Annotated in this window: 25 protein-coding genes and 1 pseudogene; 15 read left to right on the top strand and 11 right to left on the bottom strand. The window is 43.8% G+C overall.

What is annotated here, in order from left to right; translation table 11 throughout:
* The first annotated feature begins 22 nt into the window (after positions 1 to 22).
* On the top strand, positions 23 to 1,243 hold the full coding sequence (locus AC0IYG_RS11215; protein WP_471711359.1) for a hypothetical protein: 1,221 nt from the start codon (positions 23 to 25) through the stop codon (positions 1,241 to 1,243).
* A complete protein-coding gene (locus AC0IYG_RS11210; protein WP_471711165.1) occupies positions 1,240 to 2,895 on the top strand; it encodes a hypothetical protein in 1,656 nt (551 codons plus the stop codon). Before AC0IYG_RS11215 ends, AC0IYG_RS11210 begins: the two co-directional genes overlap by 4 nt.
* On the opposite strand, the gene AC0IYG_RS11205 is transcribed toward AC0IYG_RS11210, so the two are convergent.
* Positions 2,896 to 3,555, bottom strand: coding sequence for an HAD family hydrolase (locus AC0IYG_RS11205; protein ID WP_471711164.1), 660 nt, complete (start codon positions 3,553 to 3,555; stop codon positions 2,896 to 2,898). It abuts the gene before it with no gap.
* Positions 3,556 to 3,863: 308 nt separating this feature from the next.
* Here AC0IYG_RS11205 and AC0IYG_RS11200 point away from each other — a divergent pair, with 308 nt between their 5' ends.
* The 5 genes from AC0IYG_RS11200 to AC0IYG_RS11180 all read left to right on the top strand — a co-directional run bounded on the left by AC0IYG_RS11200 (position 3,864) and on the right by AC0IYG_RS11180 (position 7,043).
* Positions 3,864 to 4,271, top strand: a complete 408-nt coding sequence (locus AC0IYG_RS11200; protein ID WP_471711163.1) for a hypothetical protein — start codon at positions 3,864 to 3,866, stop codon at positions 4,269 to 4,271.
* Positions 4,272 to 4,335: 64 nt separating this feature from the next.
* On the top strand, positions 4,336 to 4,797 hold the full coding sequence (locus tag AC0IYG_RS11195; RefSeq protein ID WP_471711162.1) for a hypothetical protein: 462 nt from the start codon (positions 4,336 to 4,338) through the stop codon (positions 4,795 to 4,797).
* Positions 4,798 to 4,889: 92 nt separating this feature from the next.
* Entirely contained in the window at positions 4,890 to 5,318 is a 429-nt protein-coding gene (locus AC0IYG_RS11190) for a hypothetical protein (protein ID WP_471711161.1), read from the top strand.
* Positions 5,319 to 5,373: 55 nt separating this feature from the next.
* On the top strand, positions 5,374 to 5,883 hold the full coding sequence (gene ispF / locus AC0IYG_RS11185; protein ID WP_471711160.1) for a 2-C-methyl-D-erythritol 2,4-cyclodiphosphate synthase: 510 nt from the start codon (positions 5,374 to 5,376) through the stop codon (positions 5,881 to 5,883).
* Positions 5,884 to 5,909: 26 nt separating this feature from the next.
* Complete coding sequence (locus AC0IYG_RS11180; RefSeq protein WP_471711159.1) at positions 5,910 to 7,043, top strand: amidohydrolase family protein; 1,134 nt, start codon at positions 5,910 to 5,912, stop codon at positions 7,041 to 7,043.
* A 3-nt stretch (positions 7,044 to 7,046) separates the two neighbouring features.
* On the opposite strand, the gene AC0IYG_RS11175 is transcribed toward AC0IYG_RS11180, so the two are convergent.
* Positions 7,047 to 7,658, bottom strand: coding sequence for a tetratricopeptide repeat protein (locus AC0IYG_RS11175; RefSeq protein ID WP_471711158.1), 612 nt, complete (start codon positions 7,656 to 7,658; stop codon positions 7,047 to 7,049).
* Positions 7,659 to 7,699: 41 nt separating this feature from the next.
* Entirely contained in the window at positions 7,700 to 8,164 is a 465-nt protein-coding gene (locus AC0IYG_RS11170) for a hypothetical protein (protein WP_471711157.1), read from the bottom strand.
* Positions 8,165 to 8,307: 143 nt separating this feature from the next.
* Between AC0IYG_RS11170 and AC0IYG_RS11165 the strand changes: the two genes are divergently transcribed.
* Entirely contained in the window at positions 8,308 to 9,564 is a 1,257-nt protein-coding gene (locus AC0IYG_RS11165) for a M16 family metallopeptidase (RefSeq protein ID WP_471711156.1), read from the top strand.
* 6 nt (positions 9,565 to 9,570) lie between these two features.
* On the opposite strand, the pseudogene AC0IYG_RS11160 reads toward AC0IYG_RS11165, so the two are convergent.
* Positions 9,571 to 10,864: pseudogene (locus AC0IYG_RS11160) on the bottom strand (M16 family metallopeptidase).
* A gap of 91 nt (positions 10,865 to 10,955) precedes the next feature.
* On the opposite strand from AC0IYG_RS11160, the gene AC0IYG_RS11155 reads away from it, so the two are divergent.
* Together AC0IYG_RS11155 and AC0IYG_RS11150 are read left to right on the top strand one after the other, a co-directional pair.
* Complete coding sequence (locus AC0IYG_RS11155; protein ID WP_471711155.1) at positions 10,956 to 11,444, top strand: glycosyltransferase; 489 nt, start codon at positions 10,956 to 10,958, stop codon at positions 11,442 to 11,444.
* Complete coding sequence (locus tag AC0IYG_RS11150) at positions 11,425 to 12,075, top strand: glycosyltransferase family 4 protein (protein WP_471711154.1); 651 nt, start codon at positions 11,425 to 11,427, stop codon at positions 12,073 to 12,075. The genes AC0IYG_RS11155 and AC0IYG_RS11150 overlap by 20 nt, the downstream gene beginning before the upstream one ends.
* A gap of 1 nt (position 12,076) precedes the next feature.
* Here AC0IYG_RS11150 and AC0IYG_RS11145 read toward each other — a convergent pair whose 3' ends face one another.
* The 4 genes from AC0IYG_RS11145 to AC0IYG_RS11130 form a co-directional block, all read right to left on the bottom strand.
* On the bottom strand, positions 12,077 to 13,483 hold the full coding sequence (locus tag AC0IYG_RS11145) for a tetratricopeptide repeat protein (protein ID WP_471711153.1): 1,407 nt from the start codon (positions 13,481 to 13,483) through the stop codon (positions 12,077 to 12,079).
* 76 nt (positions 13,484 to 13,559) lie between these two features.
* A complete protein-coding gene (locus AC0IYG_RS11140; RefSeq protein WP_471711152.1) occupies positions 13,560 to 14,558 on the bottom strand; it encodes an SDR family NAD(P)-dependent oxidoreductase in 999 nt (332 codons plus the stop codon).
* Positions 14,559 to 14,681: 123 nt separating this feature from the next.
* Positions 14,682 to 14,813 (bottom strand): hypothetical protein, encoded by a 132-nt coding sequence (locus tag AC0IYG_RS11135; protein ID WP_471711151.1) that lies wholly within the window; start codon positions 14,811 to 14,813, stop codon positions 14,682 to 14,684.
* Positions 14,814 to 14,850: 37 nt separating this feature from the next.
* A complete protein-coding gene (locus tag AC0IYG_RS11130; RefSeq protein ID WP_471711150.1) occupies positions 14,851 to 14,973 on the bottom strand; it encodes a hypothetical protein in 123 nt (40 codons plus the stop codon).
* Between the two features lie 134 nt (positions 14,974 to 15,107).
* Between AC0IYG_RS11130 and metG the strand changes: the two genes are divergently transcribed.
* Positions 15,108 to 17,174 carry a methionine--tRNA ligase gene (gene metG / locus AC0IYG_RS11125; protein WP_471711149.1) on the top strand — a complete coding sequence of 689 codons (2,067 nt, stop codon included), beginning with the start codon at positions 15,108 to 15,110 and terminating at the stop codon, positions 17,172 to 17,174.
* A 59-nt stretch (positions 17,175 to 17,233) separates the two neighbouring features.
* On the opposite strand, the gene AC0IYG_RS11120 is transcribed toward metG, so the two are convergent.
* The 3 genes from AC0IYG_RS11120 to AC0IYG_RS11110 all read right to left on the bottom strand — a co-directional run bounded on the left by AC0IYG_RS11120 (position 17,234) and on the right by AC0IYG_RS11110 (position 18,791).
* A complete protein-coding gene (locus tag AC0IYG_RS11120; RefSeq protein WP_471711148.1) occupies positions 17,234 to 17,569 on the bottom strand; it encodes a hypothetical protein in 336 nt (111 codons plus the stop codon).
* A 270-nt stretch (positions 17,570 to 17,839) separates the two neighbouring features.
* Positions 17,840 to 18,262, bottom strand: a complete 423-nt coding sequence (locus tag AC0IYG_RS11115) for an Hsp20/alpha crystallin family protein (RefSeq protein WP_471711147.1) — start codon at positions 18,260 to 18,262, stop codon at positions 17,840 to 17,842.
* A 250-nt stretch (positions 18,263 to 18,512) separates the two neighbouring features.
* Positions 18,513 to 18,791: an Rdx family protein gene (locus tag AC0IYG_RS11110; RefSeq protein ID WP_471711146.1), complete on the bottom strand. Its 279-nt coding sequence runs from the start codon at positions 18,789 to 18,791 to the stop codon at positions 18,513 to 18,515.
* Positions 18,792 to 19,186: 395 nt separating this feature from the next.
* Between AC0IYG_RS11110 and AC0IYG_RS11105 the strand changes: the two genes are divergently transcribed.
* The 4 genes from AC0IYG_RS11105 (at position 19,187) to AC0IYG_RS11090 (ending at position 21,838) form a co-directional block, all read left to right on the top strand.
* A complete protein-coding gene (locus AC0IYG_RS11105) occupies positions 19,187 to 19,600 on the top strand; it encodes a hypothetical protein (protein ID WP_471711145.1) in 414 nt (137 codons plus the stop codon).
* 262 nt (positions 19,601 to 19,862) lie between these two features.
* Entirely contained in the window at positions 19,863 to 20,321 is a 459-nt protein-coding gene (locus tag AC0IYG_RS11100) for a hypothetical protein (protein ID WP_471711144.1), read from the top strand.
* Positions 20,308 to 21,171, top strand: a complete 864-nt coding sequence (locus tag AC0IYG_RS11095; RefSeq protein ID WP_471711143.1) for a sensor histidine kinase — start codon at positions 20,308 to 20,310, stop codon at positions 21,169 to 21,171. The genes AC0IYG_RS11100 and AC0IYG_RS11095 overlap by 14 nt, the downstream gene beginning before the upstream one ends.
* A gap of 7 nt (positions 21,172 to 21,178) precedes the next feature.
* Entirely contained in the window at positions 21,179 to 21,838 is a 660-nt protein-coding gene (locus tag AC0IYG_RS11090; RefSeq protein WP_471711142.1) for a response regulator transcription factor, read from the top strand.
* The last annotated feature ends 26 nt before the right edge of the window (positions 21,839 to 21,864 follow it).

The following is a 21,864-nucleotide window of genomic DNA, read 5'->3' as shown; positions in this document are numbered from 1 at the left end:
TTTAAAATCCTTTCACACCATGATGGATACGACGATAGGCCCACCGCCCGGGATTGGCGGCCGGGTGATTCCCATTCAGGCAAGCCCTTCCGTTCCTGTTTACATTTACGCAACTGTTTTTGCTTCATTTTGTGTCATTACGGGTCTTATCTGGGACATTTGCTGGCATATGAGCATTGGACGCGACGGACTTTTATCGCCGCCGCACCTGGTGATTTATCTTGGAGCGGTTGTCGCAGGGTTATTTTCCGGGTTTGAAATTTTGAGAAAAACCTTTTGGGGAAGTGATATTGAAAAAGCGGCCAGTGTGAAAATCTGGGGCTTTTTTTACAGTTCGTTAGGCTCTCTTTTTTGCGTCTGGGGCGCACTGGCCATGCTTACGTCTGCACCTTTTGACGATTGGTGGCATAACACTTACGGGTTAGACGTAACGATTCTTTCTCCACCGCATACAGTCCTGATCCTGGGCATCATCGGCATTCAGTTTGGCGCAATGATCAGCGTTGTCGCTGTCAAAAATCAGCTTAAACTAGGTGACAATGTTGATTTGAATAATAAGAAAATTTTAGATAAAACCCTTTTCTGGCTGTTTGCATTGTCAGCCGGATTCTTGCTAACGATTTGGTACACATTACTTTCCGAGGAACTTGGCCGCATGCGGATGCATCGATCAAGCATGTATATTTTTTCAGGAGCAGCTTTTCCCATTTTGCTTATGGCAGTTGGCAAAGCAGTCCGGCACAAATGGGCCATTACGGCCTCGACGGGGATTTATACATTGCTAATGCTCACCACACTTTGGATTATCCCCTTATTTCCCGCTGAACCGAAGTTAGGACCGATTTTAAACCACATTGATCATTATCAGGGTTTTCAGTTTCCGCTGCTGCTGATCATTCCCGCCATTGTCCTCGATTTTTTGCGGCATAGGTTTGGTTACCTGAATGACTGGAAGTTAGCAGCAATCATGGGTGTCAGTTTCCTCGCCGTTTTCTTTTTATGCCAATGGTTTTTTGGCGGATTTCTGATGGAATCACCTTATGCCCGCAACTGGTTTTTCGGGAGTCATTACTGGTATTTCGGAAACAGCCCGGATTGGGAATATCGTTACAAATATGGCCCTTGGATGCTGGAATCGACACCTGATTTAATAAAAGGACTTGGAATTGCTTTGGTAGCGAGTTTGATCTCGACGCGGATTGGTTTGGCTTGGGGAAACTGGATGCATAAAATTCAACGATGAAAAATTTTCTATTAACCATAATGCTTTTCGCGGTCAGTTTGACTGCTTATGCACACGTCGGAAGCGCAGGCGTCCAAATGCAGGGACAAGCCGGTCCGTACAAAGTTCTGGTAAGCGTTCAGCCGCCGGACGTCATTCCGGGCACCGCTAAAATCACTGTTTTTGTTGAAAACGGCAATGTTACCAAGATTTCCGCAAGACCAATCTATTTCTATTCCGGCGACAAAGGCGCGCCTTCACCTGACGAACTTACACGGGTTGCGGAGCAAACCGGGCAGTTTGAAGGCATTGTCTGGCTCATGGAATGGGGCTCGTCCAGCGCACAGATTCAGCTTGAAGGCGACAAGGGAAAAGGAGAATTGATCGTCCCGATTGTGGCGGTGTCCACCGCTGAGCGTGAAATGCCCAAAGAACTGGGAATTGGTCTGAGCATTTTAGGCGTTTTGCTCTTCCTGCTCATGATCACGACCATCGGCGCCAGCGTAAGTGACGCAATATTGAAACCGGGGGCAACATTAACGCTAGTGCAGAAAAAGAAGCGCTGGATGAATATGGGAATTGCCACGGTGCTTTGCGGGCTCATATTATACGGAGGCAGCAGCTGGTGGGATAGCTGGGCAGCCGAGTATAAAGAATGGCTTTACAAACCCACCAAAGGCAATGCTATAATCCTCCAACCTAATAATCAGAGACTTTTCCAGCTTAAAATAGACACGACAGGCTGGCACGCACAACGCCGTGGCAGCATGCTAAGCAAGCTCATTCCGGATCATGGAAAGCTCATGCATACGTTTCTGGTCAGGATTCCCGGGTTGGATGCATTTGCGCACATTCATCCTGAACGCAAGGATAGCACCACTTTTGAAGCTTTTTTGCCAAAGTTGCCTGCCGGTAAATATCTTGTCTATAATGATATCGTTCAGCATTCCGGTTTTGCAGAAACCATTGTCGACACCCTCAACATTCCGGAACAAAAATCCGAACTGAAAACTTTGTCAGTCACTGCGGAAGAGGACACTTATGTTGTTACCGATCCGATGGACGGGCCCGGCCGCATTCCTTATGACGCCAATGTGGTGATTTGCGGAAAGCCTGGCACCAAAACAGTTTTTAAAGACGGCTCCTATGCCGTTTGGGAAGGCCAGTCAAACAAACCGCTGGAGGCCGGAAAGCCCTATCAGCTTACATTTGAGTTTTTCAACCCTGATGGCAGCGCTTGTCTGCCTGAACCTTATCTGGGAATGACAGGACATGTGGCCGTGGTTCGTTCGGATGGCTCGGTTTACATTCACCTGCATCCGACCGGCACATTTGCCATGGCCGCTGAGCAAACTTTCAAAGACCGCATTGCAGACACGGCAGTAGTCGCCAAAATACCGGCCCCTATCATGTTTCGCGACAGCATTGACCGTTATCTGGCGAAGCTAAAAGCAATGTCGACAGATGAACGGGAAATCTTCTTAATGACCGAAATGGGCATGTACGAAGTGGACGAAACCGGCATGATGGGCATGGAGCATGGCAACCGCATCTCATTTCCCTATGCATTCCCGAAGGACGGTCGTTACCGGATTTTTCTTCAAGTAAAAAGAAACGGGCAAGTTTTAACTGGTGCGTACGATGTGCAGGTCAGAGGCGCGGCCGTACTTTAATTATTCAAAAAGAGCCTGGATGTCGAGGAAAGAAATCTCCCTGTAATTATTAATGTAAAGGTTGCAGGGAGGCAACTCTTCCTTCGCATGCGAGCTCAGCACACCCACAACGCGCATTCCGGCGTTTAAAGCGGCTGTAACACCTGAAAAAGAGTCCTCAAAAACAACGCAATCCGCCGGTTCAACACCAAGATTTTTGGCACTTGCAAGATAAACTTCCGGATCTGGTTTGTGTTTTTTAACATTTTCACTTGCCATAACAGAGCCTAAATGGACTCTAACCGGCACTTTGCTCATCACAAGTTCCAGATTAGCAAGCGGTGCTGAAGTGGCAACGCCCAGTTTCACATTGTTGTTTACGAGCTCGCTGATGAAATCAACAAAACCTTCGATAGGATCAATGTAAGGCTCATAAATTTTCCGGAAAAGGCTTTCTTTCTCATCTTCCAATTGCAAAAGCTCATCGCCTTCCACTACGCGCTGCAAAAAATGGCTGAGAATGTAACTGTTACTTTTGCCAAACATATGATCGGCAAAGTCTTCATCTGTGGGGGAAAGGTTCCGCTTGGAAAAGAACTCGCGGAAAGCCATTGAATGATAAGGATTGGTATGGACAATGACGCCATCCATGTCAAAAATTACAGCTATTTCTTTTTTCATTTTACAAAGTTAAACATTGAAAATACTTTCAGAAGCTCCACAGCTTGGTTTTCAGCGATTACAAATTTTTCATTGCTGATTTGATTTGCTTCGCAGCAGATTGAGAACGATATTTATCGCCGGGAGTTTTTTATGGAACCGCGTGGATGCCAAGGATAGAATTAGTTTTTCAGTAACATATAGTAGTTTACAAGGTTATTCTATTAAATTTACAATAGATACATCTATAACCAGTCGCATTTAGGAGCTGGTATACCGCACAACCCGCCGTTTTACAACCAATAATTATAGTTTTAATTAATTATAATATGAATGAGTTAGAGCCGATTAAAAACGGATCAGACCGCCAAACTGTGGCTAAACAGCATGGCAATTTGACTTCCCTGGAAGTTTATGACAAGTACGGGGCAATGGCTTATGGTATCATTTTACAAATTTTACCGCAAGTTCACCTAGCCCAGGAAGTGCTGGTTAGTGTGTTTTCATCACCTCAATTGCAGGCATGCAACAGTTATCCGTTCACGTATGCGGTTTGCATTATCAAACTGGCCCGTGCGCAAGCCGTTGAAGCCAAGCGAAAGCTCATGTCCATTGCTCCGGCTTCGGAAAATTATGTGTCGATGGATTCATCTCCTGAGCAAATTTTTGAATTGTCTTTTCGCCAGGGGTTCAGCACCGGAAGAAGTTGCCAGCAAACTGAATATATCAAAATCTGAGGTTCTTCGTTCATTTCATGAATTTTTCAAACTTTATCGTAACGCGTAAAAATCTGAACACACATTGGAAGCACAGGAGTTTATTGAAAGTGGTATTCTCGAAGCACATTTGCTTGGATTAACCAACAAAGAGGAACAGCAATTGGTGAAGCAGATGATTGAAGAAAATCACGAGCTTGCAGATTATCTGGTTGACATTGAGACAGATATGACGCGTTATTTTGATGGCTCTGCCGTATTGCCCCCGAACGGGTTGCGTGACATTATTCATCTTCGCAGCAGAGAATCACAGAGAAAAGAAAAGCATAATTTCAGACAAAAGGCCGCAGAGGAAGACCGGAAATATCTGGATATAGAAGTTAACGACACGCATATCAAGGTGCACAAGTTTTGGCGGCCTGCATTTATTGCAGTGTTTATTTTATCAAAAATATTCTTGATCGCCGGGCTTTACTATTATTTCAAAGCGATCAACCAGGAACAGGAAATACAAAAATTAAAAACTGAAATCCATCAAGTAAAGTAGCCTTTGCAGATTTCGTAAACAAGCCGGAAATCACAATGTGATCTTCCGGCTTGTTTGTATATATTTGAAAAAAATCAACTACATACATTATCATGAAAGACAGAGAAAGGATCGGGAACCTCGAAGAGCTGATGGCCGAAAATCTAATGCGTTTAGACAGGCTCGAACATGGTCAAAGCAGATTGGAGGACGGTCAGAAAAGGCTGGAACTTGGTTACTTAGAGTTAAAAGGCGGTCAGCTTCGCTTAGGAGGCGGTCAGGTGCAGCTGCAAGAGAATCAAATTTTGCTGCAACATGGTCAGAACGTTCTTCAGGAATGCATGCTTGATCTGACAAAAGTTGTCAGAAAGAACTCGACTGACATTGAAGTGTTGAAAACCGACGTGGCCTATCTAAAGGAAAACATGTCGACTAAACAAGGGCTGAACAATCTGTTTGAAGCGATGATGAATCGCTTTGATCGGAGCGACAAAGAAATGGCCTTAATGCGGCAGGATATCGACATCCTTAAAGCCAGGTAATCACACTTACTAAAAACCACAAAATACTGCGTTCCTCAATTACTAAATTATATTCATGTTTCCGTTTCGCGTTGGCCAGGGTTATGATGTGCATCAATTACAAGAAGGCAGACCTTTCTGGCTAGGTGGGATTCTGATCCCGCACACACACGGCGCAAAGGGACATTCCGATGCCGACGTAGTTTGCCACGTTATGTGCGATGCGTTTTTAGGCGCCGCCAATATGCGTAACATCGGTTATCACTTCTCCGATAAAGACCCGCAATGGAAAGGCGTGGATAGCAAACTTCTGCTGGCCAAAGTCATGGAAATGATCCGCGAAAAGGGTTACGAAGTTGGCAATGTTGACGTCACAGTCGTTTTGCAAAACCCAAAACTCAATCCACACATTCCTGAAATGAAAAGCTGCCTTTCCGCAGTTACCCAAATTCCCGAAGCAGACATTTCGATAAAAGCAACCACATCTGAACATCTTGGTTTTGTAGGCAGAGCGGAAGGAATCGCCGCGCATTGTGTTGCTTTGCTATATTTTACCCGGTGCTTTCCCATTCGACAAGATCCCTGAATCTAACCTTTGAAAGTTTATTTTTCATGAAAAAAATTCTCCTTGCCCTTTCCTTATTCGTTGGTTTCAGTCAAAGTGCATGCGCGCAGCAGGGCGGTCAGCTTACCGAACCGCTTGGTTTTGAAGAGTACGATCCCATTTCGACATTAAAAGTAGAAGAGCATATTACGAGGAGAGCCAAATTCCCGTTTATCGACGTGCATAACCATCAATATCAGATGCCGACGCAGGATTTAAAAGCATTGGTGAAGCAGATGGACAGCCTTAATATGGGCATTATGGTCAATTTGAGTGGAAGAGGCTGGTCTCAAGAATGGAGTGAAGGAACGGCTACATTAAAGGGTTCGCTGGAAAATGTGGCTAAAAACGAGCCGAAGCGCATTGCCGTTTTTACCAATCTGCAATTCAAAGGATTTGGCGACACCGATTGGTCCGCTAAGGCAGTGAAACAACTGGAAGAAGATGTAAAAATGGGCGCGAAGGGCCTGAAAATTTACAAAAGTTTAGGTTTCAGCGGCATTAAGGATGATAAAGGAAACCGCGTTGCGGTGAGCGATAAGCGTTTGCAGCCCGTTTGGAAAAAATGCGGCGAATTAGGCATCCCCGTGTTGATTCACACCGCTGATGTTCCGTCTTTCTGGGACCCGATGGATCGTTATAATGAGCGCTGGCTCGAATTAAAGACACATCCAGGCCGTCGCCGCGGAGCTAATGATCCCGTTCCATTTGACTCTCTCATCGCTGAACAACATCACATTTTCCGCAGTAACCCCAAAACCATTTTCATCAACGCGCATATGGGTTGGTATCCCAACAACCTGAAAAAGCTAGACAGCCTGATGGTGGTTTTCCCGAACATGTATGTTGAAATCGGAGCGGTAATCGCAGAACTGGGACGTCAGCCGCGTGCAGCGAAGAAGTTTTTTGATAAATATCAGGACCGCGTTTTGTTTGGAAAAGACAGCTGGGTTCCTGCCGAGTATGCGACCTATTTCAGGGTTTTAGAGACAGAAGACGAATATTTCCCCTATCACAAAAAATACCATGCATTCTGGAGAATGTATGGCATGGGCTTATCGGACGAGGTTTTGAAAAAGCTTTATTACAAGAATGCCTTGAAGATCATTCCAGGATTGGACAAAAGCCTCTTTCCAAAATAGCCGTTATTTGAATGCTTTCGCTTCTTTGATAACAGACCGGTATTCCGCTTTCCCTAAGCACTTTTTGTAATAATCTTTGGCCTTGCTTTTGTTTCCAGCCCTGGCTGCAATGCGGGCCAGACCCGCGTAAGCCATAGCATGATATTCTTTGGTGTACTGGTCATCATACGGCGTTTTGAGTGCCGCTAAATATTCGCGTTGTGCCGAGGCATCGTCTTTTTGATGTTTTTCCTCTAATAACCCTTGAAATGTACGCCATGAAACCGGGTAAAATCCTGTGGTGTATTTCTTCAATGCCGTCAGTTCCTTTCCTGCCTGGTCATATTTTCCTGAAAGCAGCAGCGATTCAACATTCTTCATCAGGAACAGCGGATTTTTTGGATAAAGCGCGGTTAGCTTATCCGTGTAAAAAACGGCTTTCTCAGGCTTGGATTCGTATTTGAGATAAATGTGTGAAATGTAGAAATTAGCCTCCGCTCGTGTGATCGTGCCCACTTTCGTCGCATTATCGATCTGCTTTAAGCCTAATGCCTTGTCACCGCTTTTGAAAAACATAAGCAGCGGCTTCACCATCGGATGTTCTTCGGGATAAACTTCAACATAGTAATTATACATGCCCGAAGTGAAGTAAAATTCCGGGTTTTTGTTGATCAGTTTCAGGCCCTCAACGAATGCATTATACGCCTTCTTTCCTCTCCCCCTGCCGCATTCATCATTTCACCTTTGTAATTATAAATCATCGCCATGTAACCACGGGCGACCATTGTATAAAACACCGCCTCAGGATCAAGGCTGTTCTTACCGTATTTCTTGTTGATCGATTCCAGACATTGATCGAGCTTTTGCAGATATTCCTTCGATTTCGCAGGATTATCCTTGATTGGCAGATATTTCCAGAACAGGATAAATGAATCCAGAATATGCGAAACGGGATGATTCGGATATTTTTTTTCGACCTGCGCAATGATCACCTGGGCCTCATCGAACTCGTAATTGTAAATTTTATCCAAACTGTTCTGAACATTTTTGATAGTCGCAGGATCGTTTAACAACTGCGCCGGCGAATAAAGCGGGAAGAACAGAAAGGCAAAAAAAGTAAGCAGGCGAAGTGAAATTTGCATAGGTTTTACTATAAACTCGAAATGGTTTGGAGGAACCGCACCGGAACATTAGCTTTGTTAGTAACCCGAAAACATCTGGACGGGTTCTTTGCCACCAGCTAAATTGGCAGGTTCTAAAAAAATTTATCTTACTCATTGATATTATGATTCGTTACGAGCAGTTTGTCCTGGATAATGGCCTGAAGGTTTTTGTTCATGAAGATTTTTCAACACCAATGGCTGCCGTAAATATCCTTTATAATGTAGGTTCTCGGGACGAAGATGAAGAACGGACGGGCTTTGCCCACCTCTTCGAACACTTAATGTTTGGCGGCTCCAAAAACATTCCGAGCTACGACATTCCAGTTCAAAATGTGGGTGGTGAAAACAATGCATTTACCTCGCCCGACATTACAAACTACTACATTACATTACCAGCTGATAATATAGAAACGGCTTTCTGGCTCGAATCGGATAGAATGATGAGCCTTTCTTTTGATCCCAATGTGCTGGAAGTGCAGCGAAAAGTGGTGATTGAGGAATTCAAACAGCGCTATCTCAACCAGCCTTATGGTGATATGTGGCTCAAATTAAGACCATTGGCCTATAAAAGCCATCCCTACCGCTGGGCCACAATTGGTAAGGACATTGACCACATTGAAAGAGCGACAATGGATGACGTGCAGGACTTTTTCTTCCGTTTTTACAGGCCTAACAATGCGGTAATGGTGGTTGCAGGCGCTGTGAAAATGGCACAAGTGCTCGAACTTGCTAAAAAATGGTTCGGTGACATTCCTTCCGGACCTGCTTACAACAGAAATATCCCAAAAGAACCGCTTCAAAATGAGGCGAGACATTTGGAGACATCCGCAGCCGTTCCTTTGAATTCTTTGATCAAAGTTTTCCACATGCCGGGCAGATATGAACAAGGGTTTTATGCCACTGATTTGCTGAGCGACATTCTCGGCCGCGGAAAATCTTCGAGGCTCTATCAAAGTTTGCTGAAAGACAAATCGCTTTTCAACAGCATCAGCGCCAGTGTTACTTCTTCGCTTGATCCGGGATTACTTTTGATCAAAGGCAATCTCAACCCGAATGTTACGCTGGAAGATGCGGATAAGGCTGTAAATGAAATTTTACAGGAAATCGTTGCCAATGGCGCCACTGATGAAGAAGTGACAAAGGTCAAAAACCAATCAGAAGCGTCACTTGCGTTTTCAGAAGTCGAGCTGCTTAACCGCGCTATGAACCTGGCATTTGCCGCCAATGCAGGCAACGTGGAATGGGCTAATGAAGATGCGGAAATCATCAGAAACCTAACCTCAGATGACATTCATCAGGCTGCGAAATCTGTCCTTCGGCCGGAGAATGCTTCAACATTATATTACAGAGCAGAAGAAAAAGCCGAAGCGCAGGTTTAGCCGCGCTTAGTCTTCGGGGAGAAAAGTCAGGTAACTGAAATTCTCCTCCTTGAACATTTCCTGCGCGATTTCTTGTAACTGTAATGCGGTAATTTGCTCGATTTCAGAAAAGATTTCAGGCAATGTATCCACGCGTCCGGTGTCCAGCAGGCTCTTTGCCATCATTAACATAAAACTCATGTTACTTTCCTCCGACATAGCAAGCTGACCCATTAACTGAACCTTGGTCTGATGCAGTTGCAATACGGACAAAGGCACTTCGCGAATGCGTTTCAGCTCCTTATGGATGAGGGAAATGCTTTTATTCAACTGCTTTTGTTCTGTTCCGAAGAAAATCCCCATGAAACCTGTGTCCAGATAAGGCGTGTAATTTCCTTCAATCGAGTACACAAATCCATATTTTTCACGCAAGGAAAGATTAAAGCGCGAATTCATTCCCGGACCGCCCAGCAAGTTAACAAGCATGAAAAATGGCAACCTTCTATCGTCCAGCAATGCATATGCCGGCTGTCCCATCGCACATTGTGCCTGAGAAATCGAGCGTTCTTTTTGTTGATTTAATGGTGAGTAAGTCGACGGCGCTTGTCTGATGCGTGACGTTTTCCGGTGCGGAACATTTCCAAGATATTTTTCCGCAACCCGGATCACTTTTGAAAACGGCAACCTGCTTACGGATGAAACGACGATCCTTTCCGTGTCAATGTTATCATTAATAAACTGCATCAGATCCGCTTTTCCGAAAGAACTTACGGTTTCGGTTGTGCCTAATATATTATTTCCCAAAGCATGGTTCGGGAAAATTAGCTGGTCAAAATCATCCTGAATAGCGTCTTCCGGCGAATCAATGTACATCGACATTTCTTCCAAAATCACATTCCGTTCACGCTCAATCTGCTTTTCCGGAAACACGGAATGAAAAGTAATGTCGGCCAAAAGGTCCATTGCCTTCTCAAAATGGTCGTCGAGAACCGAAGCGTGAAAACAGATTTTCTCCTTGGTGGTGTAAGCATTAAGCTCACCGCCAACATTCTCCAACCTGTTGATAATGTGGTAAGAACTGCGCTTTTCGGTTCCTTTGAAAGCCATATGCTCCCAAAAATGCGCCAAACCTTGCTGATGCGGCATTTCATCTCGGCTGCCAATGTCGAGACATGATCCCGCAATGCGCGATCTGCGTGTACGGAACCTGCTTATGCGCGATGCGAATGCCATTTGCAAGCGTATGTAACTGATATTCTTCGGTTGGTAATAGTGTGGTATTTTTAGGGTTACCCTGTTTTTGGACGTTATCTCTCTTCATTCCTTTTGAACACAAAATAGGCACCAATAATTTTCGGTGGTATCCACAAAATTACAGACTTTTGCTCTGAAACCCTTGAAAAGCACCCGTTATGCGTATTGGATTTGATGCCAAAAGAGCTTTTGCGAATAAGACCGGACTTGGAAATTACAGTCGCTTTGTGCTTAATGCCCTGCAAACGCATGAAATAGAAAATGCTTATCTGGCATACACGCCCAAAAATCGCGCAAAATTATTTCTCGGATTTCCCGAAGAGGCGATCAGGATGCCGAGGCAATTTATTGACAAAAAACTCTCTGCATACTGGCGTTATTCGTCCATAACAAAGCAACTTTCCCAAGACGAGATCAATGTGTTTCATGGATTGAGCAATGAGCTGCCGCAAGGACTTGAAAAAGCCGGGATCCGCTCAGTAGTGACCATTCACGATCTGATCTTCGAGCGGCTTCCCCATCTCTTCAAGCCGATTGACCGGCTTATTTACAGACATAAATTCCAGTCAGCCTGTAAACGCGCCGACAGCGTTATTGCCATCAGCGAGCAGACCAAACGTGATTTGATTGAACTTTACCACGTTTGATAATGAGAAGATCGAGGTCATTTACCAGGATTGCAATCCCATTTTCAAGCTGGCGATTGACGAGCAAAAACGAAAAGAAATCACTGCGCTTTACAACATTCAGAAACCTTACGTCCTCTGCGTGGGAACATTGGAAGAGCGGAAAAATCAGCACAGACTGGTGGAAGCATTTGCCGACGCAAATAATGATGAATTTGAGCTTATTTTGATTGGAAAACCAACTCAATATCTGCCAAAGATCAAGGAAACTATTGCGAATTTGAAACTTGAAAATAGGGTTAAGATCCTGAATAATGTTCCTACCGAACATTTACCAGCGCTTTATCAGCAAGCATCTATTTTTGCTTACATATCTATTTATGAGGGATTTGGTATTCCTATTTTGGAAGCATTGCACAGCGGAACACCGGTGTTGGCTGCGAAGGGTTCATGCCTTGAAGAAGCTGGTGGCCCGGGAGGATTATATGCAGATCCTTATCAAAAAGAAGACATCAGCAAGCAGCTAAGAAAACTGATTACTGATGCCCATTTAAGAACCGATCTTGCAGCGGCCGGAAAACAACATATTAGTCAGTTTTCAGGCCAGCATATCGCTGCTCAGCTTGTTGATTTATACAAAAATCTTGGCTGAGTTATTTATCTCTGTATTGCTCAATGATTCGGAACAATGCTTTCTGTTTTTCCAAATCAGGGAAAAAGTCGAAAAGCTGCACGTGTGCATCGTAATCAAGTGTTAAGCCAGTTTCCAGATTCAACAATGCTTCCCGATATGTTCCTGCATGGATCTGATAAACGGCCATGCGGTAATATAAGTCCGCTTCTTCCGGCATTTCATCAATGGCTGCTTGCAAAAGATCGCACGCACGCACGTAATTGCCTTGTTCAAACAGCACATGCGACCATTTCAACCAGATATCCGGGTTGGACGGCTCTATTTCCGCAGCTTTTTCAAATGCTTCGAATGCTGAAATGACATTGCCAACCTTGAATTCTGTTTCGGCAAGCGCAAGCCAGTAATCCGGGTTAAGCTCTGTGATTTGAATGGCTTTACGCAAAAAACCAACGGCTTCATACCAGCGTCCCAGTTCACTGAAACAGATTCCCAGCCCATACCAGCCATCGTCCCACTGCTTGTCAAGCTTTACGGTCTGGCGGTAATATTTTATCGCCGTTTCGTATTCACCCAACTTTTCGTAACACGTTCCCAGGCAGCAGCATGTTTCAGGCTGTTCCCCTTCCAGCTCAATTGCACGCAGATATTGCTCCTTCGCATCCTCATATTTTTCGAGGTTCATGTACGAATTGCCCAGCTGAAAAAACGCCGAAGCAAAATCGTCTTTGACCAATGTTGCGTACTCGTAAGCATTAACCGCATCCTCGTAACGCTCCAATTTGCTGAATGCAATGCCGAGATTATACCAGGCATGGTGCGAAAACGGATCGCGGTCAACCAGCTCGTTATAATAATCGAGATGACTTTCGAGCTGACCAACCAAGTCGAGGCAATGTGCGAGCTCGTATAATGCGCTCTCATTGTTGAGGTTATTGCGAAGCGATTTTTTATAAAACTTGATCGCCTCTTCATACTTACCCCAGTTTTGGTAAGTCTGCCCTATCTGGAAATAAATCTCATCCTGATCTTCTACACGCTGCAAAAGGTTTTCCAAGACTTCGATGGCTTCTTCAAACTCACCCATCATATTGGAAATCGCAACCTGCATAAAAGAGATTTCAACGTCGCCAGGATGAAAAAGTGATGCTCTTTCGAGAATTTCCTGTGCTAGCTCGTGCTCGCCGCGGTTGGCATGAAGCTGAACCATATTTAAAAGCAGGTCCAGCGAATAAGGATAATCCGACAAACCTAACTCACAGGCTTTGTAAGCCTTGTCCCAATCTCCTTTTTCAATGTAGTGAACCGTTACTTTTTCATAAGTATCCAAATCAAAAAAAACCGGCTCACTTGTTTTAAGCATTCTTTCAAACCTGAGCAATGTTTCTTTCATATAATCCTTTCTTTCCCCAAAATTTTTCTCCATCATACAAACCGTCAGGTTAGATTTGAGGGCTAACGCACCACTATTAATAAAAGAAAGTTATAAAATAAATTATCGTAATTCAAATCTTGCCAAGCAAACTTTCACTGACCCTGGCAACCGTTTGCTCAATGGGCCGAAACCGGTAAGCAAGCGCTTTTGTCACTTTTTCGTTGTTGTAACTGATCATTCTGGCAGCGGATTGTGCCGTTTCCTTTGTAATAAGCGGCTTTGTTCCCAGTAACCAGGTCCGCACCGCTTCGAAACGCCAGATCACTCCCGCCAGCCCTGCGCCCACCTGAAATGTCGGCCGCTTTTTGTGCATTGCATCGGCGATAGTATTAAACAAATTTCTGTAAGAAATGCTTCCCGCATTCAGTAAAAATCTTTCGCCGGTGATATCAGAAAGCAGCAGTTTGTAAACGATTTCTGAGACATCCTGCACATCTACATAATTGGCAATTCCTTCTGTATAAAAAGGTTTTTCGTTGTAAACATATTTGAAAATCTGCGTGCTGCTTTTCTGCCAATCGCCTTCTCCGAGGATTAAGGTCGGATTTACGATGACCGCATTCAGTCCTTCCGCGATCCCGCGCCACACTTCGAGTTCTGCCAAATGTTTGGTTTTAGCATATTCTGAATTTTCGGGGGAATCTTCCCAGCGGTGATTTTCATCCAATGTAATGTCATGTCCCGGAACAACTTTACGCGAATCCGGCCGACCGATTGCGGCAATGCTGCTGACGTGACAAAGCTTACCGATCTTATGTTTAAGGCAGACATTTACAACATTAGCAGTGCCTTCGACATTAACCTTATACATCATTTTGCGGTCCTTGGGAATAAAGGAAACCACCGCAGCCGTGTGCACGACGAAATCCATATTCACGAAAGCCTGCTCCAATGAGCTGATATCCAGAATGTCACCTTCAATCCAATGAATTTTTGATTCAATATCGGCGAGCAAACTGCGGTCAGAGCCAGCCCGGAACAATGCAAAGACTTCGTGATTTTCTGAAAGAAATTTCTTCGCCGTTGCGCTTCCTACCAAACCCGTGGCTCCTGTAATGAGGATTTTCATAATTACTAAAACAAATAGTCGAGGTCAAAGTTGGCTGTAAAAAAATGAATTCACTGCATAACAACAAAAACCCTTTTCAAATCGTGAAGATTCGAAAAGGGCACGTCATTCTAAAACAAAATTTCACAGACTTTCTATTTCAAGCAGATACTTTTCAAGCTTTGCTATTCTCGGAGAAAAATCATCCATTTCATTGAGCTCAACCACAAAATCCGCTCTCAAATCTCCCTGAACCGTTTCTGGCTTCTCTTTCATCTTCCGGATCAGGCCTGGCATTGCTGCCTTCGCTTGCTTATGTGAAATAATAGCGTTTCTGTTCCTTTTGCGAATCAACGTCCCGCTCGCTCGTGCACCCGAAAGCCGCTGCTGCCATTAGCGATAACATTAAAAGCCTTTTGTACATGTATGTTTTCATGTTCGAACCTTGAAATGGATGAAGCATTAATGATTTAAGTTATAAAATTTTACCTACACTTTGGCAAACTCCCGGTTCTGAAAGCGTTTTTGCTAATTTTGCGTTTTAACCTATTTATATTACCCATTCTCAAGATGCCCATTTCCGATCCAAAAAGATATACGGTTACCGCAGCGCTGATCTACGCCAATGGCCCCATTCACATTGGGCATTTGGCTGGCTGTTACATACCGGCAGATATATACGTTCGCTACTTACGTGCTCAGGGTAAGGACGTTGCATTTATTAGCGGAACAGATGAGCATGGCGTCCCGATCACGATCAGGGCAAAAAAAGAAGGACTTACACCGCAACAGGTTGTTGATAAATATTATGCGCAAATAGACGCCTCATTTAAGGATCTGGGCATTTCTTTTGACATTTATTCCAGAACCAGCAAATCGGTTCACCACGAGACTTCCCAGGAGATTTTCAAAGATTTATACGACAAAAATGTATTCATCGAAGAAACTACGGAGCAATATTATGACGAAACGGCCGACCAATTTTTGGCAGATCGTTACATCGTAGGAACGTGTCCCGTGTGTGCCAATCCCAATGCCTATGGCGACCAATGCGAGCGCTGCGGCTCCACATTAAGCCCGTTGGAATTGAAAGATCCGCGCTCAATGCTTTCCGGTGCGAAACCAATACTTAAAGCGACAAAAAACTGGTATTTGCCATTAGATAAAATGCAGCCGGACATTGAAAATTATATCAACGCCCATGCTGAATGGAAAACCAATGTTTTTGGTCAATGTCAATCCTGGCTAAAGGATGGCTTGAAACCCCGCGCTATGACGCGCGACCTCGACTGGGGAATCAGCGTGCCGTTGTCAGACACGGAAGGCAAAGTTTTGTATGTCTGGTTTGAAGCGCCTATCGGATACATTTCCGCAACGAAAGATTGGCTCATCCAGAAAAACGGAACAGATGAGGGCTGGAAAACATGGTGGCAGCCGGATGGCGATGGCGAAACCAAGCTCGTGCATTTCATTGGAAAGGATAACATTGTTTTCCATTGCATCATTTTCCCCGCAATGCTGATGGCGGAAGGCAATTACATTTTGCCTGATAATGTGCCTGCAAACGAATTCATGAACCTTGAAGGTGATAAAATTTCAACTTCCCGGAACTGGGCAGTCTGGCTGCACGAATATCTGGAAGAACTTCCCGACAAGCAGGATGTGCTGCGTTACGTGCTCACTGCCAATGCGCCTGAAACGAAAGACAGTGAGTTTACATGGAAAGATTTTCAGACCAGAAATAACAGCGAACTCGTCGGCATTTACGGTAACTTCATTAACCGCGCGGTGGTCCTGACGCAGAAATTTTGTGACAGCAAAGTGCCGGCAAAAGGCGCATTACAGGAAATTGACGAAACAGTTTTGAAAGATCTGGCGGATTTTCCAGCACGCATTGCTGAATCTTTGGAAACTTATCGTTTCCGGGAAGCATTAACGCTGATCATGGATCTTGCACGACTTGGAAATAAATATCTGGCCGAAACGCAGCCATGGCATGCGATCAAAACTGATCCGGAGCGCGTTAACACGATTTTGAATATCGCATTGCAGATTTCAGCAACACTTTCAATTGTTTCTGAGCCAGTGCTTCCATTTACGGCGGCGAAAATTCAGAGTCAGCTCGGGATGGAGAATATAACCTGGTCACATGCAGGAAACGCTGATCTGCTGGCACCAGGGCAACCGGTTTCAGAAGCCAAGTTGCTTTTTGAGAAAATCGAAGACCATGTTATTGAAAAGCAAATCCAAAAACTGCACGACGCAAAACGCATGAATGAACTGGAAGGAAAAACGGTTACGCCCATAAAATCAGAGATTCAATATGATGATTTTGGCAAAATGGATATCCGCGTTGCGACGATCGTAGCGGCTGAAAATGTTCCAAAGAGCAAAAAGCTTTTGAAGTTATTGGTCGATATAGGCATTGAGCAGCGGACTGTGCTGAGCGGAATTTCAGAACATTTTTCAGCGGAGGAAGTTGTTGGCAAACAAGTGCTGTATCTGGCTAATCTCGCACCTCGAAAAATGATGGGGCTGGGAAGTCACGGAATGATCCTGATGGCGGAAGACAAAGACGGAAGCCTTGCATTTGTTCAGCCTGGAAAAGAAGTCTGGAACGGCGGCACGGTCAATTAATGTTGACATGCCTGCCATCGAAAAGCGGCTCGGATATACCCTGAGCCGCTTTTTTTAAATTATTGAAATTCGCGCTTAACCTGGTCATAAAGTGTATAAACTTTATCCACCAGCACCTCACATTCTCTGTCCGAAAGGTGATCAATTGTGTTGCTCACTGCATTGGAAATAACTTTCCCTTCCTCGTTGACTTTAACGCCCTTTTGTTTGATCAGGCTAAGAATCCCTTCCCAGTCATTAATCAGGCTTTCAGAAAAATATCTGGGCTCAATGATATTAAAATATGCAGATTGGGATTTTAATTTTTGTTTGAGCTGAACCGAAGAACTGGAAGCTTTTAGCTCTTCCACGAGTTTAGTGAGCTCGATGTAAGCGAAGATATTTGATTTTTTCATAACGTTGAGATTGGAGGAGTAATATATAAAATACGAAAGCTAAGATACAGATATGCAACTCCTTTTTTTACTAAAAACACAAATCTTTACTTTATGTTAATATAATCTATTGGATGGATACAATTTGATCATTATTCATTTGCATGTGCTTCATTCATAAGCTCCAACTGAATATATTTTCGTTTTTTAAAAAGAAATTTTAACAAAGACACATAAAAAAAGCCCGACAGTTGTAACTGCCGGGTGACCTTTTTTAGTACAAATTAGCTGTTACCAGCGCTCAATATTTACCTTTCTGTGGTAATCGCCTTGTTCGTTTCCGTAAGGTAAAAATAAAACAAGGTGACGCAAAGTGTCGTCATACTTTGCAGTTATATGCTCAACATCCACCCCGTCGGGTATAACGAATGTATTGATGAAACGTACTGTTCTCCACTGCTCTTCATCGGACAGACTCTCCTGAGAAAATATGGGCAACAAGTGAAATAGTTTAAGATTGTTCGAATTCTTTTTTCCTTTCACTACTTCCAATTGAAGATCTTCAACCTCGATGCCTGGAACCTTCACAACAACTTCAAAACCGTCCGATCCTCTATCAAGCTTTATAGCGGGCTCACTCATTCCACCATTGATTGTGTTGATAAAATCAATATTCATCAACATTTCCTGGGGTATTTTCAGTTTGCTTTCCATAGCTATCGCGTTTAAGATTCACAAGTTTAAAAGACTAACGAAAAACTACGTGCCAAAGATTATTTTCTCTAAAAATATTGAGAGCACTCCCCAGTCCCGATTCTACAAAAACGGTGTTTAAAGCACACACCGGCACATTAGTAGTATTATGCCGCGTTATCAGATAAAATAAGCATTGATGAGAGGTGCCAAAGTTGCAGTTGTATGTCTACACAGAGCGACATTTTGTCCTATTCACCCCCTTAATGCCTTATTTCCGATCAGAATGTCCGAGGCTGCGTTCGGGATCAATCCTGTCCCTGATGCGTTGTTTGATCTCTTTTGGCTCCGGAAAACGGCCTTCGCGCTTCCTGTCCCATAATTCATCGTCATTGAAACTGATGATATAGCGCCCCGCAACTTCCGAAGGAACAAGCGTTACTGCCAGCAGATCGTCCGTAAAAGTAGTGAGCAGCTCTTGCGCCATCCAGGCAGCGCGCAAAAGCCAGCCGCATTTCGGGCAGTATTCGATGGTTATGGTTGGTTTCATTCTCAGCATTTTGAAAAAAGCAAGATATTAAAAAAGCCGTGAAGGATTTCCCTCACGGCTTTCGAATGTTAACCTAACCCTTTAATCTTTTCAGAAAAATCCTTTGAACGATTTCCCTTAACGCTTTACAAATGTATGTTCACTCCTCTTCTGATTTTAGCGTGATTATCCCCGATTTTTCTTTCACGTAACGCGCGACAGTCCGCTTCGTAATACTCCTCGATGTCATAGGTAATATTACGTGTTTTGTCTTGACAACATTCTATAAACAACCTGAAAAACAGATAATTACAACTAAACCGTTTACTCAATACAATGCGATCTGCTTGGTGATCAGATGCCCCGTGGCTACATTTACAAGTAACAGGAAATTCTTTAATTCATTAAAATAGTTTATGGAATCACGGAAATTTACAGGCAAAGAAGGCCAGCTGATCTCGGCAGAAAAAGCGTTACTTATCACTGCCCCGTTCCAAAAAAGAGAACGCGATATTATGTCCCGCGGTGAGAATTATGTGAAAGCAGAATTTTTTGGAATCCACACATTTAATGAGCTAATCCGTTCGCATGGAGACAATTGCGTAGGCTTCCGCATGTATTACGGCTTGACGGACGAAGAAGATGACACACTTGCCGAGAAAGCCGCACTGGGTCGTGGAAACTTAAAACCAACTTCCCGCCTCGTGCTTGTTCCAGTTGACGCAGACGGCAATGACATTATCAGAAGCGCGCAATTGGGAGGTTTAAAAGATATGCCTGCACAAAAGGAGGTCATGACAGGCGGTCCTCTTTGCCCAAGCCAATGTTAGGCACCAATAAAACACACACTATATGCTTGAAATATACCTATCATATTGTTCAAGAAATCCACTCGGAAGCGTTGCAGTTTTCATCACACTATTACCGATAACACTTATTATAATCAGGAAAGCATATCGGGATCCGTCGTTTAAGCTGTTGTTATTCTATTTAATTGCCAAGCTCATTATCGACATTTTAATGCTTCGTGCAGCCGCAAGACGTGAAAACAACATTATACTTTTTAATCTCGGAATTCCTATTAATTACGCAATGCTGAGCGGAATGTTCTACTTCAAGTTTAACTCCCCGTTATTTAAAAAGGGCTTGATTGCTTCGATGATTGGGTTTCTGATTTTTACAATCTGGGACATTTTTAATTCAAATTCAGAAATCACAGACTTGTATAATCACAGGGCAGTTTTATTTGCAAAAACAGTGGAGGGCGTTCTAATTATTACGCTCATTTTATTGTTCTTTTATGAAATAATAAAGTCTTTACAAATCCCTAACCTGCTGACTTTCCCCTTTTTCTGGGTGTGCTCGGGTTTACTTTTATACTATTCAAGCTTTATTTTTATTGCCCCTGTCTTACATTATACGGCCACTTGGAATAGTTTGGTTGATTTAGGCATAACCGAAACCATTCCCACCATTTTTGAAATCGTGTGTGCCTTGTTTATTAGCGTTGGTATTTATCATTTTTCGGCAGCAGATTATGCAAAACAGTGAAGAGTTAAAATGGGCGTTACTCGTGGCCTCACTGGCGATGCTGACGATGGCATTTTGCTTGATCTCGTTCGTGATGTACTATCAGAAACGGAGATTCGAAGAAGAAAAACGGATCAGTGACATTGAAAAAAATTACAATCGCCTGCTGCTTGACACTGCCCTGAACTCTGAGGAAACGGAAAGACGCCGCATTGCCCAGGATCTGCACGATGACATCGGGACAATGCTTTCGCTAACCAAATTAAGCCTTAACCAACTCGGCAAAATGGTTGGCAATTCGGGCAACGAGAAAGAAGACCAGATCATGAAAAAGTCGCAGTCGCTCGTTGAAGAAACCATTTTACATGTCAGAAGGATCACACGGGATCTCGTGCCTACAACATTGGAACGCTTCGGACTTATAGAAGCCATCGAAGAATTTATCCATAAATTGGAAGAAGATAACAATCTCGCCATTACATTTCAGGCTAATACAGAGGATTTCCCCCGCCAGGGCCAAAAGCTTGAACTTACGCTTTACCGCATTATGCAGGAATTGGTCAATAACGCGATCAAGCACGCCAGCTGCTCTAAAATTGACATTCGCCTGGAAATCAATGATGACATGATCGGCTTGAAAGTAATCGATAACGGGGTTGGATTTGATCCTGAAAAAATAAAAGAAAATAATCTCGCCGGATTAGGATTGCTGGGAATTGAAAGCCGACTCGCCATTGTTGATGGAACTGTCCAATACGAAAAACCCGAAAAAGGCGGCTCATGTGCATTTGCACAAATCCCAATGGTTGCGATTTCAGACAGCAAACCAGAACCTTTGCACCCATTCCGCCGCGAGCGCGTGAACATTTAGTAAACTTATGAAAACCTTAAAACTTGGAATTGCCGACGACCACGAATTATTCAGAAAAGGGTTTATCTCTATGCTGAGTGGCATTCCGGATTTCGAATTTGTATTAGAAGCAGCAAACGGCCAGGAATTGCTCGACCGCTTGCCTGCAAACACACCGGACATTGTGTTCATGGATCTCCAGATGCCGGTTATGGACGGAATTCAGGCCACGGAAGCTGCATTTGAAAGATTCCCGAACATTAAAGTCATTGTGGTCTCCATGTACAACGAAGATCGTTTTGTGATCCACATGCTTGAAAAAGGCGTTCAGGGTTATTTATTAAAAGATACAAGCCCGGATGAAGTCGAAAAAGCAATCCGGCGCGTAGACGAAGAAGGATTTTACTACAACGACTTCGTTTCCAAAGCCATGCACCGCAAAATGGTGACCCGCCAGGTTAACAAGCATCCTTTTTTCCCAAATGCCGCTAATGTTGCCCTTTCTTCAAGGGAAAAAGAAGTGCTTCAACTCATATGCGACGGTTTTTCTACGGCAGAAATCAGTGACAAACTTTTCATCAGCGTGCGCACCGTTGAGGGTCACCGGTTAAGGGTTTTGGAAAAAACAGGAACCAAAAGCACTGCGGCAGCAGTTGCTTTCGCTTATAAAAATCAGCTGCTCAATTAAGCCGCAACATTCCCGAACGCTGGAAA

Source organism: Dyadobacter sp. AC419 (genome assembly GCF_979253085.1).
The sequence above is the reverse complement of the archived record's forward strand: the minus strand, read 5'-3'. Positions and strand labels throughout refer to the sequence as shown.